Origin of the sequence: Nocardioides sp. Iso805N (assembly GCF_000364605.1) — a bacterium.
Classification (GTDB): Bacteria; Actinomycetota; Actinomycetes; order Propionibacteriales; family Nocardioidaceae; genus Nocardioides.
Genome location: NZ_KB822580.1, coordinates 89487 through 104268, shown reverse-complemented (window position 1 = coordinate 104268; position 14782 = coordinate 89487). Strand labels below are relative to the sequence as shown.

General features: G+C 70.7%; 9 protein-coding genes and 1 riboswitch. Of the genes, 6 read left to right on the top strand and 3 right to left on the bottom strand.

The window, feature by feature from the left end; translation table 11 throughout:
* Window positions 1-116 precede the first annotated feature (116 nt).
* The 3 genes from H036_RS22960 to H036_RS24505 form a co-directional block, all read right to left on the bottom strand.
* A complete protein-coding gene (locus tag H036_RS22960; protein WP_017935487.1) occupies window positions 117-2159 on the bottom strand; it encodes a putative bifunctional diguanylate cyclase/phosphodiesterase in 2043 nt (680 codons plus the stop codon).
* Window positions 2160-2276: 117 nt separating this feature from the next.
* Window positions 2277-4022: a glycosyltransferase family 2 protein gene (locus tag H036_RS0114325; RefSeq protein ID WP_017935486.1), complete on the bottom strand. Its 1746-nt coding sequence runs from the start codon at window positions 4020-4022 to the stop codon at window positions 2277-2279.
* 142 nt (window positions 4023-4164) lie between these two features.
* Window positions 4165-6507 carry a putative bifunctional diguanylate cyclase/phosphodiesterase gene (locus H036_RS24505; protein WP_017935485.1) on the bottom strand — a complete coding sequence of 781 codons (2343 nt, stop codon included), beginning with the start codon at window positions 6505-6507 and terminating at the stop codon, window positions 4165-4167.
* 231 nt (window positions 6508-6738) lie between these two features.
* A riboswitch (cobalamin riboswitch) is annotated at window positions 6739-6848 on the top strand.
* Between the two features lie 67 nt (window positions 6849-6915).
* Here H036_RS24505 and cobN point away from each other — a divergent pair.
* From cobN to cobU, 6 genes are read left to right on the top strand one after another with little or no spacing between them, the layout of a single operon-like run.
* A complete protein-coding gene (gene cobN / locus H036_RS0114315; protein ID WP_017935484.1) occupies window positions 6916-10632 on the top strand; it encodes a cobaltochelatase subunit CobN in 3717 nt (1238 codons plus the stop codon).
* Window positions 10629-11375 (top strand): precorrin-6A synthase (deacetylating), encoded by a 747-nt coding sequence (cobF, locus tag H036_RS0114310; protein WP_017935483.1) that lies wholly within the window; start codon window positions 10629-10631, stop codon window positions 11373-11375. Before cobN ends, cobF begins: the two co-directional genes overlap by 4 nt.
* The gene (locus H036_RS0114305) at window positions 11372-11944 is read left to right on the top strand and encodes a 2'-5' RNA ligase family protein (RefSeq protein WP_017935482.1); all 573 of its coding nucleotides are present in this window, start codon (window positions 11372-11374) and stop codon (window positions 11942-11944) included. Before cobF ends, H036_RS0114305 begins: the two co-directional genes overlap by 4 nt.
* Window positions 11941-13374, top strand: coding sequence for a cobyric acid synthase (locus tag H036_RS0114300; protein WP_157417404.1), 1434 nt, complete (start codon window positions 11941-11943; stop codon window positions 13372-13374). Before H036_RS0114305 ends, H036_RS0114300 begins: the two co-directional genes overlap by 4 nt.
* Window positions 13371-14135, top strand: coding sequence for a cobalt-precorrin-6A reductase (locus H036_RS0114295; RefSeq protein ID WP_017935480.1), 765 nt, complete (start codon window positions 13371-13373; stop codon window positions 14133-14135). Before H036_RS0114300 ends, H036_RS0114295 begins: the two co-directional genes overlap by 4 nt.
* Window positions 14132-14656 carry a bifunctional adenosylcobinamide kinase/adenosylcobinamide-phosphate guanylyltransferase gene (cobU, locus tag H036_RS0114290; protein ID WP_017935479.1) on the top strand — a complete coding sequence of 175 codons (525 nt, stop codon included), beginning with the start codon at window positions 14132-14134 and terminating at the stop codon, window positions 14654-14656. Before H036_RS0114295 ends, cobU begins: the two co-directional genes overlap by 4 nt.
* Window positions 14657-14782 lie beyond the last annotated feature (126 nt).

The following is a 14782-nucleotide window of genomic DNA, read 5'->3' as shown; positions in this document are numbered from 1 at the left end:
CAGGACATCGGCGACAACGGACCTACGGAAACGTAGGTCCGTTCGTCGTTTCTGGGTGGGTCCGGGTGGTCGTCCGGTGGGCTGGTAGTCGCGGTTCGGGCTGGCTGCAGATACTCCTAGCGGTGCTGCAGCAGCGCTGCGAACTCGTCGGCGGGGACCGGCCGGCCGACGAGGTAGCCCTGGATCTGGTCGCAGTGAAGGTCTCGGAGCAAGCGTTGCTGCGCTTCGGTCTCCACGCCCTCGGCGATCACCGACAGCCCGAACGCGTGCGCCAAGGCGATCGCGGCCCGCACGATGGCGGCGTCACCTGGCTCGGCCAGCATCCCCTCGACGAAGGAGCGGTCGATCTTGAGAGAGGTGACGTCGAAGCGGCGCAGATACTCGAGGCTGGAGTAGCCGGTACCGAAGTCGTCGATGGCCAGCTTGATACCGAGTCCCTGCAGCTTGCGGAAGACAGCGATGGCCGTCTCCACGTCCTGTGCCAGCTGCGACTCGGTCAGCTCGAGCTCGAGCAGGTCGGCGGGGAAGCCGGTGCGCTCCAACGTATCGCTCACCCAAGCGACGGGATCGTTCTGGAAGAGCTGCGCGGCTGAGATGTTGACCGCGATCGACATCGGATCAAGTCCGGCGTCCAGCCAGGCGCGGCCCTGCCGACAGGCCGTCTCCAACACCCACTCCCCGATCGGCAGGATCAGGCCGGAGTCCTCGGCGATGGGGATGAAGTCGGCCGGTGAGATCGGGCCGTGCTTCGGGTGGTCCCAGCGCAGCAGCGCCTCACAGCCGGTGATGGCGTCGTGCTCCAAGTCCACCTTGGGCTGGAAGGCCAACCAGAGCTGACCCTCCTGGGCCGCGACACGGAGGTCGATCTCCATCTCGGTACGTCGTTGCGCCTTCTCGGCCATCTGCGGAGCGAAGACGCGGAAGGCGCTTCGGGCCGCCTTGGCGTGATACATCGCCATGTCGGCGTTGTCGATCAGCTCGGCACCGGTGACGCCGTCTCGCGGGTAGAACGTGATCCCGATGCTGCCGGTCAGGTAGATGCGGCGCCCCTCGACCATGAACGGCTCGGCGAAGGAATCGACCAGGCGCTGCGCCATCTCTTCGATGTCCTCGATCCGGTCGACCTGCGGAGTAAGGATGAGGAACTCGTCGCCTCCCATCCGCACCACGGTGTCCTCCGGGCACACCAGGCTGAGCAGTCGGCGGGCGACAGCTTGAAGGACGACGTCGCCGAACGGGTGCCCGAAGCCGTCGTTGACGATCTTGAACCGGTCCAGGTCGATGTGGAGGAGGGCGACGAGGTGACCGTCGCGTCGGGCGGCCTCGATCGCTCCGGCGAGCTCCTTCTGCAGCAGGGCGCGGTTGGCCAGCCCGGTGAGGGAGTCGTGGGTGGCCTCGTGCTGCAGCCGCTGCTGCAGGGCGACCTGCTCGGCCATCGAGAGCGCGATCCCGACGTACCCCACCTGGCCGTTGTGGGTGAAGCGTCTGCGCGTGAAGAAGTACGGCAGCCGGCGGCCGTCCTTGCACCGGAGGTCGGCCCAGGCCTGGTCGTAGCCCGAGGCGAAGACCCGCTCGATGGCGGCGAGGACCATGGGCCGGTCCTCCGGCGCGAACAACTCGGTCCCCGTCATCCCGCCCAGCTCCTCGTCGGAATAGCCGGTGATCTCGCACAGAGCGGCATTCCACCGAACGAAGAGCCGATCGGAACCGACGTGGTACAACGCGCCGGGAAGGCTCTGGAACAGGGCGTCGGTGTAGTCGACGGCCTCGTGCAGCCGCCGCTCTGCGTCGCGTTCCGCGGTGACGTCGCGGATGGTGCCGACCATCCGCACCGGCATGCCACTCGCATCGCTGATAACACTGCCGCGTCCCCGGACCCACGCATATCCGCCGTCGTCACGACGCAGCCGATACTCCTCGGACCACAGTCGCTCCGGCTCTCTGCGTGCTCGCGCCAGGCTGTCGATCACCCGCGTGGCTTCGTCCGGATGGAGGCGCTCGATCCAGCCATCCACGGTCGTATGGCCGAGAAGCCCGGTGATGCCCAGCGTGGAGCTGTAGGGCGAGTCGTGCCATTCGAGCGGCCCGTCGAAGGACCAGTTCCAGACCGCCTCGCCGGTCGCCCGAACGAGCTGATCGAAGAGCTCGCTGTCGCTCATGCCCTCTCCCGAGTCGCTGAGTCCGTTCCCATCATCTGTCACCTTCGCCCCGCCGTCACGCGGCTTGACGCAGCCGGGGTGTCACGGTCCGGCAGCCGTGGGCAGGTCGGGTCGTGCCTAACTGACGTCGGTCCCCGTGGGACTCTGCCGTGCAGGTACCCCGCCGGCGCGTCGACGCAGATGCAGAGGCGGAAGCATGTGCAGGAGGCTGAGGAAGGCGAACACCAACGTGTTGAAGCCGACCCAGTAAGCCAGGACGGCGTACCAGTCGCTGGTCAGGACGGTCGTCGGGAGCAGGATGCCCCACACCGTGAACCCCGAGACGACCAGCCACGGAGCCAGGAGAACCGGCGCTGTCGGACGTGGGACGTCGTTCCAGCCTGCCTTCCGCCCGACCATGATCTGCACGAACGACGTGACGAAGCACACCTGCAGGAACACCGCGTAGCCGAGCTCGAGAACGATGGGGAACGCGACTGCACGGCCCGGCCAGCCGGCTCGCCACGCGGTGACGATCCGCTCGACGACGAAGATCATCGCGATCGCCACCCAGAACGGCGACACCCGGATGCTGTCTGCGGCCAGGAGAGTCACGCCCATCAGCAGGAAGTACGACTGGAGGGCGATCAACCCGTAGGCGAGGCCCAGCTGCTGACCCCAGTACTGCGCGGTGGCCCTGGTCAGGCCGTAGGCGCCGATGTTCTCCAGCGCGCCCCTCTGCCACCTCAGGCGCTGACGCCACAGGTCTCGGTAGGAGGTCATGATCTCGGTGGTCACTCGGCACTCGGGCGGGGATGTCATGCGGGCACCCAGCGTCTTCAACGCGAACGTGAGCTCGTTGTCCTCGGTCATCGCGAGCGTGTCGTAGACCTGTCCCGGTCGGCCCGGGATCAACGGGCCTCGCGCCTCCGCGACGGCACGCAACGCGTAGGACCGGATCACGGATGCGGTCCCGGTCAGAACGAACACCCGGCCGCGCTTGCGCGCGACCAGGCGCTGGTACCGGGTGTACTCGTTGCGTTGGAGCTGGCCGACCAGCCGAGCGCCGTTCTCGCCGTAGAACAGGCCGCCGACGGCCGTCAGGCTCGGGTCCACTTCCATCAGACCGAGCGCAACCTCCAAGAACACCGGCGCGACGGTGGAGTCAGCGTCCATCACCATGACGACGTCTCGACGTTCGGCGTCGGGAAGCAAGCGCACAAGCTGCTGGTTGAGCGCCCCCGCCTTCTTCTCGGCGTTCCCCACCGTCGCGAACACCTCGACATCGTGTGCCCGAGCGACCTCGACGGTCCGATCGGTGCAGTTGTCCGCGACCACGACCACCCGGTCCGGTGGCCGAGTCTGCTTTGCGAGCGACGCCAACGTAAGGCCGAGGATCGCCTCCTCGTTGTGCGCTGGGATCAGGACGGTGCACCGCAGAACCGTGGCAGCCGGCAGCTCGTTGGAGGTGGGAAGAACCCCGGGCGGAAGGTCGCGGAGGTGTTCAACGCTCTCCAGCTCCGGTTCCACGGGCCACAGCAGCATCCGGCGGGCACGACGGACCGTCGGCGGCAGCGGCGGAGGCACGCGCCGGTCTGGGGCCAGCACCCGCATCGCCGTCGCCGTCTGCAGCTCGGCCAGGCCGACGAACGTCGCAGCGACGAGGAGCGCCACTGCGGCTATCACCCATCCGCCAGGGTTCTCGAGTTGGACGTTGAGGGGCACCAGCGCCTGCCGCAACTGCGGTCCGCTGTCACCGGTGCGTCCCAGGACGATCGCCACGGCCAACAACCCGAGAGCGAGGGCACCGAGGATGGCGGTCAGCCATCCGAAGTGCACGGCACGTCGTCTCAGGCTCAGGTCTTCCGCCGCCGGCACCGCCACCCTGCCTCCTCCGGCTCGGGGTCCTGCCCAACATCATCGCGCAGAGGAGTGCGGAGACGGCGAAATCCTCGTTGCTGTCCCGCAAAGACGTCGGTGTCCTTTGCGATGTCTCAGGACATCTGAGACTGCCGGATCAAGGTGCTCAGCGCTGCAGCTGCTGGGCGACCGGCGCCCCGCTCAGCAGAGCGACCAGGTCGGCGAGCGGCATCGGACGGTGCAGCAGGTAGCCCTGCACCAGGCTGTACGGCGCATCCTGCATGACGACGGCGAGCTGGGCCTCCCGCTCGATCCCCTCGATCACCACGAGGAACCCCAAGGTGCGGCCCATCTCCATCACCGAGCGCAGCAGGCCGCGGGCGCGATCGTCGTGGTCGACGTCCGCGGACAGTGCGGCGTCGGCCTTGATCACGCTCGCCGGCAGGTCGTGCAGGTAGCTGATCGAGGAGAAGCCGACGCCGAAGTCGTCGATCGCGAAGCGCACGCCCATGTCGGCGATCGCCCGCATCACCGCCAGCACCTCACCGGTCAGATCGACGCCTTGGCGCTCGGTGATCTCCAGGACCAGGTGCGTCCCCTCGGCGGCCTCGGCGGCACGCCTGACGGTGTCGATGAAGCCCGGGCTGCGCAGCTGGGCAGCCGAGATGTTGACGCTGAGCGAGAGCGGGTCGCCGTGGCCGTCGTCGATGGCACGGATGGCGGCGGCATCGGCTGCGACCCGGCGCAGCACCGCCTCGCCCAGCGCGATGATCAGCCCGGTCTCCTCGGCGATGCTGATGAAGACGTCCGGCGGTACCGGGACCCCGCCGCGATGCCAACGGGCCAGTGCCTCGGCGCCGACGATCCGACCGGTCGCGACCTCGAGCACCGGCTGGTAGACGACCTCGATCTGCTCGGCCTCGACCGCGCCGCGCAGGTCGTCGATCAACTCGAGCCGCTCGACGCGGGCCCGGCCCATCGTCGGCTTGTACTCGACACACCGTCCCTTGCCGCCCGCCTTCGCCTCGTACATCGCCAGGTCGGCGTTGCGCAGCAGGCTGGCGGCGGTGTCGCTACCTCGGGCATAGGCGACCCCGACGCTGACGCCGAGCCGCACGACCTGGCCGCCGACGACCGCACCCTCCTCCACGGCCGCAAGGATCCGATGACACATCGCGGGTACGTCGCGGGGGTCGACGTCCTCGATCAGCACCGCGAACTCGTCGCCGCCCAGCCGCGCCACCGTGTCGCTCTCGCGCACGCACTCGCGCAACCGACCGGCGATGTCGACCAGCACCAGGTCGCCGGCCCCGTGCCCGAACCGGTCGTTGACAGGCTTGAACCCGTCGAGGTCCAAGAAGAGCAACGCTGTCTGTGTGCGCTGGTGACGGGCGCGCTCGAGGGCGTGGGTGACCCGGTCCAGCAGGATGGCGCGGTTGGGCAGGTCGGTGAGCGGATCGTGCCGGGCGAGGTGCAGCATCTCGTCGATCAGCTCGATCCGCGCGATCGCGTCGGAGGCGACGGCGGCCAGCGTCCGCAATGCCTGCTGATCGCCGGTGACAGTGGCGCGGGCGCGGTGCACGGCGCGCGCCACCAGCCAGACCGTCTCCTCCCCCAGCTGCACCTCGACGCCGATCTCGCTCTCGGCCGGAGCCGAGGTCCGCATCTGAACGTCCTTCATCTGCAGCAGCTCGGCCGCGTCGCGGCGCAGCGCATCGGTCACCGCCTGTCGGTCGGCCAGCGACTGCGCCCGGCCGGCCGCCTCGAAGAGCACCGTCAGTCGGCGGGCGTTCTCCCGCCCACGTGTCACTGCGCGGGTGGCGATCAGGAGCGTGACGAGCGGGATGCCGAACAGGATCAGGGTCCACGACGGGGTGGCCCGTGCGACCACCGCGGCGAGGTAGCCGAGGGAGTCCAGCGGGACGAAGCAGGCGATCGCCAGCACCGTGCCGGTCTGGACCAGGGTGGATCTGAGTGGCGCACCGGTGGAGATCGTCACCGCCACGGCGGAGAGCACGTAGTCGGCGATGAAGTAGGTCGCCGCCGCCACTGCCACCGCAAGGAGTCCGCGTGGCGACTCGATGATGGTCCCGCCGTTGACGGCGTCGTACGCGACCGTGGCCAGCCCTCCGCCGACGATGCCGACGCCGACGTTGAAGACCCGTGCCGCCGCTCGCTTTCCCGTGAGGGCCTGGGTCAGCAGCGTGCCCGCGCTCCAGACGATCACCGCCTCCGCGCTCCCCATCGTGCACAGCAGGAACATCAGCACGCACGACTCGAAGCCGACCTCGATGCCGACCGTCCCCCTGTCGAGCACCATCGGGAAGCGGGCGATGACCACGATCAGCGGTGCGCCGATCAGCATCGCCGTGCCGAAGTCCGCGCCAACGCCACCGTTGCTGTCGGCCTCGACCACCGCCGCCGCGAAGACGGCGATGCCGATGGCCAGGATCAACAGGTGATAGGTCCACTCGCGCACCTGCGCGGCGCGTGCGGATGAGGTCGGCATCCGTAGGGCTCCAGGGTGGTCAACGGCTCGCGGACAGGGACGTAGTGACCCCCCGTACCCGGATTAACAGGGGGTCCTGCGAACAGGATCCCTGTGTTCATCGGCAAACGTTGCCATTTCCTTCGACGGATCTGCGACGCGTCCTCATCCGGTTACCTCGGGAGCGACGTCGCGCAAGCCGACTCTGGGCCGCCGATGGTCGAGATTGGCACTGCCGGCCGCGCCCTCGCGTAGGCTGACGGCGCTCGTGGCTGCAGGAACCCGGTGTGACTCCGGGGCGGTTCCGCCACTGTGATCCCCGCTGGGGACAGCCAGACACTGGCCGCGGGCCGGGCGCTTTTGCATCAGCTGACGCGCCCGACATCCGACCGCTAGCCGGGGCGAGAACCCCGGAGGAGGAACCCGGCTGTGCCGTCTCTTTCGCCGTCTCTTTCGCCGTCTCTTGCGCCGTCTTTTGCGCGGTCCCCGCGCATCGCGCTGCTCTCCACGTCCGACACCGATCTGCTCTCCGCACGGGCCAGCGGCGCGGCGTACTCCTGGGCCAACCCGGCCCGCACCACCGAGGTCGAGATCGCCACCGTCACGGCTGCCGCGGACCTCGTGGTGGTCCGCCTGCTCGGCTCTCCGCACGATCTCTGGTCGGGCGTCGATGGCCTCCGCCGGGCCGGTACGCCGCTGGTCATCCTGGGGGGCGAGCAGCAGCCGAGTGCGGAGCTGATGGAGCTCTCCACGGTGCCGATCGGCGTCGCCGCCGAGGCGCATCGCTACCTCGCCGAGGGTGGCCCGGCGAACCTCGCGCAGCTGCACGCCTTCCTCTCCGACACGGTGCTGCTGACCGGCGTCGGCTTCGAGCCGCCGGCCGCGATCCCGGCCTGGGGCTACGCGCCTCAGGCTCGGCGTCGATCCGTCGAGGGGCAGGAGGCGCCTCGACAGGCTCGTCGTCCGCTGCCTCGCGTGGGGGTGCTCTACTACCGCGCCCACGAGGCATCCGGGAACAACTCCTTCGCCCATGCGCTGGCCAATGCCGTCGACGCGACCGGGCACGCCGTCGGCGTACCGATCTTCGCCGGGTCCCTGCGCTCCGCGCCCGACGACCTCTTCGACGCCCTCGGCACCCTCGACGCCCTGATCGTCACCGTCCTGGCGGCCGGCGGCTCGGTTCCGGCGACCGCCGGCGCGGGCGGCGACGACGAGGCCTGGGACGTCGAGCGGATGGCGGCACTGGACATCCCGGTCCTGCAGGGCCTGTGCCTGACCAACAGCCGCGCCGAGTGGGAGGCGTCCGACGACGGGATCAGCCCGCTCGACTATGCCAACCAGATCGCGATCCCCGAGTTCGACGGCCGGATCACCACGGTGCCGTTCTCGTTCAAGGAGATCGACGACCAGGGGTTGCCGCACTACGTCGCAGATCCGGAGCGGGCCGCACGGGTGGCAGGCATCGCGGTCAACCACGCCCGGCTGCGGCACACCCCCAACGCCGAGAAGCGACTGGCCCTGGTGCTCTCGGCGTACCCCACCAAGCACGCTCGGATCGGCAACGCCGTCGGGCTGGACACCCCGGTCTCCGCGATCCGGCTGCTGCGCCGGCTGGGCGCCGAGGGATACGACCTGGGCCAGGACAACTCGGTGACGCGGATCCTCCAGGGCGGTCTCGAGGAGACCGCGGCAGGCGACGCGCTCATCCACGCCCTCATCGCCGCCGGCGGGCAGGACGAGGAGTGGCTGACCTCGGCCCAGCTGACCGATGCCCACGTCCGAATCTCGAGGAGCGAGTACGACGCCTGGACCGCCGACCTGCCGGCCGACCTGCGCGATGCCATCACGGCGGCCTGGGGCGAGGCGCCGGGCAGCCTCTTCGTCAACGACGACGACGAGCTCGTCCTCGCCACCCTGCAGGCCGGCAACATCGTGATCCTGATCCAGCCACCTCGCGGCTTCGGGGAGAACCCGGTCGCGATCTACCACGATCCCGACCTCCCGGTGACCCACCACTACCTGGCCGCCTACCGCTGGCTGGAGCACGGATTCGGAGCGGACGCGGTGATCCACCTCGGCAAGCACGGCTCGATGGAGTGGCTGCCGGGGAAGAACGCCGCGCTGTCCGCCGCCTGCGGGCCGGACGCGACACTGGGGAGCCTGCCGCTGATCTACCCGTTCCTGGTCAACGACCCCGGCGAGGGGGCGCAGGCCAAGCGTCGCGCGCACGCCACCATCGTCGACCACCTCGTCCCGCCGATGGCCCGCGCGGAGTCGTACGGCGACATCGCCCGCCTCGAGGCACTCCTGGAGGAGTACGACAAGATCTCCACGATGGACCCGGCGAAGCTGCCGGCCATCCGCGGCGAGATCTGGCAGCTGATGCACGCCGCGCAGCTCCACCGCGATCTCGGCCTGGAGGAGCGGCCCGAGGACGAGGAGTTCGACGACTTCCTGCTCCACGTCGACGGTTGGCTGTGCGAGATCAAGGACGCGCAGATCCGCGATGGGCTGCACATCCTGGGCGGTGCCCCCGAGGGCGAGGCGCGGGTCAACCTCGTGCTCGCCATCCTGCGTGCCGGTCAGGTCTGGGGCGGCGTCGGCAACGCGGTGCCCGGGCTCCGGACGGCGCTCGGGATGGGGCATCCGGAGGCCGTCGGGGGCGGCGCCTCGACAGGCTCGGCGGCCGGCGGTGGGACCGCCGAGGCCGACTACTTCGAGGCGCAGGCGCGCGAGCTGGTCGAGGCGATGGAGAAGTGCGACTGGGACCCTGCCGTCGCGGTGACGCTGCACGACGACACCGAGGTGGTGCGGGTGCTCACCTTCGCCGCCACCCAGGTGGTCCCGCGCCTGGCCCGCACCAGCGACGAGCTCGACGCCGTGCTGCACGCCCTGGCCGGCGGCTTCGTCCCCGCAGGACCCTCCGGGTCGCCGCTGCGCGGCCTGGTCAACGTGCTGCCGACCGGTCGTAACTTCTACACCGTCGACCCGCGCGCCGTGCCGAGCCGGCTGGCCTGGCAGACCGGACAGGCGATGGCTGACTCGCTGCTGCAGCGCTACCTCGACGAGACAGGCGAGTACCCGACCTCGGTCGGGCTCTCGGTCTGGGGCACCAGCGCGATGCGGACCAGTGGCGACGACGTTGCCGAGGTGTTGGCCCTGCTCGGCGTCCGACCGCAGTGGGACGAGCAGTCCCGTCGGGTGAGCGACCTCACCGTCGTACCTCTCGAGGAGCTCGGCCGTCCGCGGATCGACGTGACGGTGCGCATCTCCGGGTTCTTCCGCGACGCGTTCCCGCACGTGGTCGCGATGCTGGACGACGCCGTGCAGTTGGTCGCCGCGCTCGACGAGCCGGACGACCAGAACTACGTGCGCGCCCACACCCGGGCCGACCTGGCCGCCCACGGCGACGACCGCCGCGCCACGACGCGGATCTTCGGCTCCAAGCCGGGCTCCTACGGTGCGGGCATCCTGCAGGTGATCGAGTCGGGGACCTGGCGCGACGACAAGGACCTCGCCGAGGTCTACACGGCCTGGGGCGGCTTCGCCTACGGTCGCGACCTCGACGGCGCACCAGCGGCCGACGACATGCGGACGAACTATCGCCGGATCAAGGTCGCGGCCAAGAACATCGACTCGGCCGAGCACGACATCGCCGACTCCGACGACTACTTCCAGTACCACGGCGGCATGGTCGCCACCGTACGTGCGCTCACCGGCTCCGACCCCAAGGCGTACGTCGGCGACTCGACCTCGCCCGACGCGATCCGCACCCGCACCCTGGCCGAGGAGACCGCCCGCGTCTTCCGCGCCCGGGTGGTGAATCCGCGCTGGATCTCGGCGATGCAGCGGCACGGCTACAAGGGCGCCTTCGAGCTGGCCGCGACGGTGGACTACCTCTTCGGCTTCGACGCCACCGCCGGGGTGGTGCACGACTGGATGTATGAGAAGCTCGCCGAGGAGTACGTCCTCGACGAGACCAACCAGGCGTTCCTGCGCCAGTCCAACCCGTGGGCGCTGCGCGGCATCGTGGAGCGTCTGCACGAGGCCGCCGAGCGGGGTCTGTGGGAGGAGCCCGATCCCGAGGTGATGGCCGCGCTGAAGCAGGTCTACCTCGAGGTCGAAGGCGACTTGGAGGATCGATGATCGCCTCGACACGGTCGGCGTCCATCCGGATCATCGGCTTCGGGATGGGACCGCAGCACGTCACGCCCGAGGCCGCCGACGCGCTGCGGTCCTGCGACTACGTCGTCGCCGCCGCCAAGAGCGCCGACGACCCGCTGCTGGCCGTCCGGCGCCAGGTGTGCGAGGAGTACGGCGTCGAGCTGGTCGCCGTACCCGACCCCGAGCGGGACCGTGATCCGGCATCCACCACCGCGACCGCCGGCTACGACCAGGCCGTGCGCGAGTGGCACGCGGCCCGAGTGGCGGCGTACCGAGACGTGCTGGAGCAGCGCGGCGGCACCGCGGGCTTCCTGGTGTGGGGCGATCCGTCGCTCTACGACTCCACGATCCGCATCGTCGAGCAGCTCGGGTTCGACTTCGACGTGATCCCCGGGATCAGCGCGCCTCAGCTGCTCGCGGCCCGGCACCGGATCGTGCTGCACGAGGTCGGCAGGCCGGTGCACGTGACCACGGCTCGACGGCTGCGCGAGGACATCGCCACCGGCCAGACCAACCTCGTGGTGATGCTTGGCTCCGCGCCGGACCTGGAGGGTCTGGAGGACTGGCAGGTCTGGTACGGCGCCAACCTCGGCGCGCCCGGCGAGCAGCTCCTGTCGGGCCGCCTCGGGGAGCTCGGCGAGGCTTCGCTGCGGGTGGCGCGCGAACACGCCCGCGCCATCGACGGGTGGGTGATGGATCTCTATCTGCTGCGGGGGCCGCGATGAGTGTGGAGACGCCGCGCGCGCACAGCGTGCTCGCCTTCCCCGTGCCCGAGCTGGACGCGTGGGTGCGCGAGCGGACCGCGCACTACGACCGGTCCTTCGTCTCGACCGACCCTGACTTCGTGCACGCGCACATCACCGTGCTCGGGCCGTGGTTGAGCGCGCCGGGCCCGCACGACCTGGACCGGGTGGCCGAGGTGCTCGCGCAGGTCGAGCCGATCGACGTCACCCTCGGTGCGGTGCACGCCTTCCACGACGGGCTGCTGCACCTGCGCCCCGTGCCCGAGCAGCCGGTCCGCGACCTCACGGCGCGGCTCGCCGAGGCGTTCCCCGACCATCCGCCGTACGGCGGGGTCTACCCGGACCCGACTCCCCACCTCACCCTCGACCAGATCTCGACGTGCTCGGCCGGCGGGGACCCGATCACCGCCCACACCGTCAGCCAGCGGCTCGGCGACACGCTGCCGGTGACGGTGCGGCTCGACCGGCTCGACCTGCAGTGGTGGGCCAACGACGAGTGCCGCCTGATGCACTCCTGGCGGCTTGGCGAACCGTGCGAGCAGGCGTCGTGAGCCGGCCGCGCGGTCTTCTCGTCGCGGGCACCACCTCGGATGCCGGGAAGTCGGTCCTCACCACCGGCCTGTGTCGCGCGTTCGCCCGCCGCGGCGTGCTGGTAGCGCCGTACAAGGCGCAGAACATGTCGAACAACTCCATGGTGGTGGCGCAGGGCGACGGGTTCGCCGAGATCGGGCGGGCGCAGTGGGTGCAGGCGCTGGCGGCGCGAGCGACGCCGGAGGTGGCAATGAATCCGGTCCTGCTCAAGCCGGGCAGCGACCGACGCAGCCACGTGGTGCTGATGGGTCAGCCCGCCGGCGCCGTGTCCTCCGCCGACTGGGAGGACGGCCGACGACACCTGGCGACCGCCGCCCACGAGGCGTTCGACGACCTGGCCGGGCGCTACGACGTGATCGTCGCCGAGGGTGCCGGCAGCCCGGCGGAGATCAACCTGCGTGCCGGCGACTACGTGAACATGGGTCTCGCCCGGCACGCCGACCTGCCGACCATCGTGGTCGGCGACATCGACCGCGGCGGGGTCTTCGCGGCTCTGCTCGGCACGGTCGCCCTGCTCTCGCCCGAGGACCAGGCACTGGTGGCAGGGTTCGTGATGAACAAGTTCCGTGGCGACCTGGGGCTCCTCTCGCCCGGGCTGGAGATGCTGCAGCGAGCGACCGGACGGCCCACCTTCGGCGTACTTCCCTGGGATCCGTCGCTGTGGCTCGACTCCGAGGACGCCCTCGACCTGGACGGTCGACGCTCCGGGAGCGGTACCCGCCGAGTCGCGGTGATCCGGTTGCCGCGGATCAGCAACTTCACCGATCTGGACGCGCTCGGGCTGGAGCCGGACCTCGACGTCGTCTTCGTCTCCTCGCCGCGCGACCTGGCCGACGCCGACCTGATCGTGCTGCCGGGCACCCGCGCCACCATCAGCGATCTGGCCTGGCTGCGCTCGCGCGGCCTGGACCGGGCCGTGATCGCGCACGCCGAGGCCGGTCGGCCGGTCCTCGGGATCTGCGGCGGCTGCCAGATGCTCGGCGGCACCATCAGCGACCCCGACGGGATCGAGGGCGCCCTCGGCGCAACCGTCCAGGGACTGGGGCTGCTCGAGGTCGCCACCGTCTTCGACGCCGAGAAGACGCTGCGGCTGCACGAGCCCGCAGGCTACGAGATCCATCACGGCCGGATCAGCGGGGAGGCCGCGTCCGGGCCGGTCAGCGGCACGATGGTGCACGGCCGGCTCGAGGACGACGCCTATCGGGGCCACTACCTTCGCGAGGCCCTCGGCCTGGAGTCGCGGGCGTCGTTCCCGGCGGCGCGTGAGGCTCGGCTCGACCTTCTCGGGGACCTGGTCGAGCACCACCTCGACGCCGACGGCCTGCTCTCGCTCGCTCTTCGGGGAGCGCCCTCTGGCCTGCCCGTCCTCCCACCCGGCGGTGTCGCGTGAGGACGGTCCCTGAGGAGCCGAGGGACGGGGCGTCTCGCAGAGTCCTGCTCCTGGGCGGTACGGCGGAGGCGCGCGCCCTGGCCGCCCAGCTGGTCGAGGCCGGTGTCGACGTGACCTCCTCCCTGGCCGGCCGGGTCGCGCGGCCGCGACTGCCGGTCGGGCCGGTGCGGATCGGCGGCTTCGGCGGCGTCCCCGGTCTGGTGGCGGCGCTGGACGGCTTCGACGCCGTGGTGGACGCGACCCACCCGTTCGCGCGCGGAATGTCGGCCAACGCCGTGGCGGCGTGCGCCGCGACCGGGAAGCCGCTGCTGCGGTTGGAGCGCCCCGGCTGGGAGCCCGACCCGTCCTGGCACTACGTGAAGGACCACGACGAGGCGGCGGCGACGGCGGCGACCCTGGGCGCGCGTCCGTTCCTGACGGTGGGCCGCCAGGAGCTGGCACGCTTCGTGCCGGCACTGGGCGGCGTCAGGGCGGTGGCGCGGGTCGTCGACGAGCCGTCGATCGCGCTGCCGCTGACCTGGACGCTGATCAGCAGCCGCGGCCCCTATCCGCTCGAGGGCGAGCTGGAGCTGATGCGGGCGCACCGGATCGACGTGCTCGTCACCAAGGACTCCGGTGGCAGCTACACCTGGGCCAAGATGACGGCCGCGGGGCTGCTCGGCGTGCCGGTGGTCGTGGTGCGGCGGCCGGTCGATGCGGCCGGTGTGGCGACCGTCGACGACGTCGGCGCGGCCTTCGCCTGGGCGCGGGGGCTGGCGTGAAGGTCCTGGTCACCGGCGGCGTGCGATCGGGGAAGTCGCGGCATGCGGAGGCACTGCTGGTCGGGGCCGGAGCGGTGACCTACGTCGCGCCGGGGCCGGCGGCGGACGACGCGGACTGGGCCGACCGGATCGCCGCCCACCAGGCCACCCGACCGGCGTCGTGGACGACGGTGGAGACCCACGACCTCGCCGCGGCCCTGGCCCTGGCCTGCGACGGTGCGGTGATCGTGGACTGTCTCGGCACCTGGCTGACGGCCGTCATCGACGAGCGCGAGCTGTGGGACGCCCCGTCCGCGCAGGTCACCGCCGTGGTCCGTGAGCTGGTCGCCGAGGCCACCGCCGCACTCGCTCGCCGGAGCGCCGACACCGTGCTGGTGACCAACGAGGTGGGGCTCGGCGTCGTACCCGCCCATCGGTCGGGGCGGCTCTTCCGCGACCTGCTCGGCACGGTCAACCAGGAGCTCGCAGCGGCCTGCGACGAGGTGCACCTGGTCATCGCGGGGCGGGTGCTGAAGCTCTAGAGCTCAGGCCCGATCCTGATGGGTGTGGAGCCCGGTCGGGCGGCCGTCCGCCGCCCACCGTCGGGCGGTGCGGACCGGCACAGACATGGGTGGAGGGGCACATGTGTGCCCCTTCACCCATGTCTG

What these genes read in the sequence shown, in the direction of transcription:
- H036_RS22960 (WP_017935487.1), bottom strand. Translation starts at nt 2,159, where the DNA reads ATGAGCGACAGCGAGCTCTTCGATCAGCTCGTTCGGGCGACCGGCGAG.
- H036_RS24505 (WP_017935485.1), bottom strand. Translation starts at nt 6,507, where the DNA reads ATGCCGACCTCATCCGCACGCGCCGCGCAGGTGCGCGAGTGGACCTAT.
- cobF (WP_017935483.1), top strand. Translation starts at nt 10,629, where the DNA reads ATGATCGCCTCGACACGGTCGGCGTCCATCCGGATCATCGGCTTCGGG.
- H036_RS0114305 (WP_017935482.1), top strand. Translation starts at nt 11,372, where the DNA reads ATGAGTGTGGAGACGCCGCGCGCGCACAGCGTGCTCGCCTTCCCCGTG.